Source organism: Phormidium sp. CCY1219, from assembly GCF_055795085.1.
In genome coordinates, this window is sequence record NZ_JAYFEQ010000590.1 from 1 (window position 1) to 201 (window position 201).

The window sequence follows — 201 nt, forward strand, 5'->3', positions numbered from 1 at the left end:
CACATCATCCCAGAAACCCTAGGTGGAAAGGATGAATACAAAAACCTCCAACTTCTCCATAGACATTGCCACGATGTCAAGACTGCCACCGATGGTAGCCTCGGTACCTATGACAAAGGCCAAGCTGTTGAGTCCCCGGATGAGGTGAAAGTCTCAAGTCCGGTTTTGAAGACGAGTAGTTCTGGTGACGGAATTGCTTAG

At 48.8% G+C, this 201-nt stretch carries 1 protein-coding gene; it reads left to right on the top strand.

Annotation, left to right across the window (positions count from 1 at the left end; genetic code table 11):
* Positions 1 to 201 (top strand): HNH endonuclease (locus AC0QH1_RS16665; protein ID WP_324632345.1); only part of this gene is annotated, 201 nt, incomplete at its 5' end.